Genomic DNA, 2,404 nt, shown 5'->3' with positions numbered 1-2,404 from the left:
GTGCCGGCCACCGTCGCGGCGACGGCCGCCGCCAGGACGGTTCTGCGGGAGGGCTGTTCGGCTCTGCTCATGGGCGCGACGACCCCCAGGGTGTCCGAGTCGGGCTGGTCCGGTGCGGTAACTATGGAGCAGGCGGAATCGCGCTGCCAGCACTTCGACGCATGCCGCGCCAGGAATATTGGTCTCGGCCACCGGCGGCGGGCGCCCGGGGTGTGCCCGCCCGCGGACCCGGGCGGACGGCCGCCCGGGCGCGCGAGGGGTCAGACCAGGTCCATCGCGGCGACCTCGTCGGGCCGTCCGTAGCTCACCGGCCCCTGGAAGCGGCGGCGGGCCGTGGCGAACCACCACACCGTGGCGATCAGCAGGACGACGGCGAGCGCGATCGGGGCGTAGTTGAAGGAGTCGACGGTGATCGGCGAGGCCTGCGGGAGCATGAACAGCACGCTGCTGAGCAGGATCCACACCACCGCGAGCCAGCCGATCGGCCTGCCCCAGCGGCCCAGGTGCCAGGGGCCGGGCTGGAAGGAGTCCCCGAGCCGCAGCCGCAGGAAGATCGGCACGGCGTAGGCGAGGAAGAGGCCGACCACGTTGACGCTGACGATCGCGGTGAACGCCGTGTGCGACCACCAGCCCGGCACCACCAGCGCCAGCGAGCAGCCGACCGCGAGCCACACCGCCTTCACCGGCGTACGGGTGCGCAGTGAGACCGAGTGCCACCAGCGGGAGCCGGGCATGGCGCCGTCCCGGGAGAAGGCGAAGATCTGCCGGGTGTTGCTGGTGAGGTTGGCCAGACCGCAGAAGAGCATCGCGCCGATGACGATGAGCAGCATCACCTTGGCGGTGCGCAGCCCGAGGCCGTCGAGGAGGATCTGGACGGGCGGAGCGGCCGCGCCGGCTACCTTGTCGTAGTCGCCGATGCTGTAGACCAATGCCAGCATCAGCACCAGTCCGGCGATCGCCGAATAGCCGATGGCCCGGGTGATCCCCTTCGGGGCGCTGACCGTCGCCTGGACGGTTTCCTCGGACATGTGGAAGCTGCCGTCGAACCCGGTGAAGGTCCAGCTGGTGACCAGCAGGCCGAGCATGCCGCCGTAAAGCCCGCTGGTGAAGCCGGTGTTGTTCTCGAAATGCGTGACAAAGGACGCGGACTGATGATGGTCGGGCATCACGACGAGGGCGCCCACGATCACGACCAGTCCGATCAGCAGCCACCATACGGAAATGCGGTTCAGCAGGGCGACGAGCTGGACGGTGAAGGTGTTGGCGAGCCCCTGCAGGACGATGATCAGGGCCGTGATCAGCACCGTCTGGTGTGCGGTCGGGTGGTAGGACGGCCACTGGAGCTCCACGAACACCTGGATGAAGGTGGCCGCGGCGTATCCGGTGGCGGCCGTACCGCCGATCTGGCCCACGAAGTTCAGCCAGCCCGTGAACCAGGACCAGGCGCCCTTGTGCCGCTTGGCGAGTTTACCGGCGGAGAAATACAGGGCGCCGCTCGTGGGATAGGCGGAGGCGACCTCCGCCATGGCCGCCCCGATGAGCAGGACCATCACCGAGACGCCGATCCAGCCGAACACGAGAATCCGCGGGCCGCCCGCGTTCATACCGAATCCGAAGGACGAGAAGATTCCCGAGAGGATATTGATGATGGTGAACGAGATGGCGAAATTGTCGAACGCTTTGAAGCGCCGGGTGAGTTTGCGCGGATAACCCATCGCGTGCAGCGTGGCGTCGTCGTCGAGTACGACGGCGTCCGCGGCCCGGGCGCGCGTCCGGGAAGTAGACATCCGTTCCGACACGGATCGGCCTTTCTCTCGATGGGGACAAGGAGGGGACGGGGAGCGGACAGGAAGGGGCGAGGAGAGCGGGCGGATCAGCCCGGCCCCGGGACGGGCAGGCCGCAGGCGCGCCGGGCCCGGGAGAGCTGCTCGACGGGGTCCCCGAAGGCGCTCCAGGGCATGCGCGAGGCGTAGGGGCCCATCGCGGTGAACACCGCCCGGGCCTCGAACTCGCGCTGGGCCATCACCAGGGCGTGCGCGAGGTAGGCGAGGTCGAGCACCGGGGTGAAGCGGTAACCGGCCACCGCGGGCAGCCAGTTCTGGTAGATCGCCAGCGCGGTGGAGCGCCACTGGGGCTGCTCCCAGACCCGGTCGGCGAGCAGCTGGGTGGGGTTGTAGCTCTCCACCAGGGCGACCAGGGGCAGCAGCCGCAGGGGGGAGTCGGCGGGGGCCCGCTGGCTGAGGAAGGCGGCGACGTCCCAGGCGGCGGTGACCGAGCCGCCGTGGCGGGTGAAGAAGCAGGACAGGAAGCGGTGGTGGGCCTCGCGGTGCCAGGGGTCCAGGGACAGGATGTGCGCGAACAGCCGCCAGGGGCCGGGCGGCGAGGTGAGCAGGCCCTTGGGGGC

Annotated in this window: 1 protein-coding gene and 1 pseudogene; both read right to left on the bottom strand. The window is 69.8% G+C overall.

Annotated elements, in window-relative coordinates; genetic code table 11:
• Window positions 1-260 precede the first annotated feature (260 nt).
• Entirely contained in the window at window positions 261-1,787 is a 1,527-nt protein-coding gene (locus tag H5J33_RS31285; protein WP_220212924.1) for an amino acid permease, read from the bottom strand.
• Window positions 1,788-1,873: 86 nt separating this feature from the next.
• Window positions 1,874-2,404, bottom strand: a pseudogene (locus tag H5J33_RS31280) (hypothetical protein); the annotation flags it as partial.

It is taken from the genome of Streptomyces sp. WELS2 (assembly GCF_013870595.1).
Lineage (GTDB): Bacteria > Actinomycetota > Actinomycetes > Streptomycetales > Streptomycetaceae > Streptomyces.
The sequence above is the reverse complement of the archived record's forward strand: the minus strand, read 5'-3'. Positions and strand labels throughout refer to the sequence as shown.

Excerpts from the sequence above, each read along its gene's own strand:
- H5J33_RS31285 (WP_220212924.1), bottom strand. The coding sequence starts at position 1,787 with ATGTCTACTTCCCGGACGCGCGCCCGGGCCGCGGACGCCGTCGTACTC.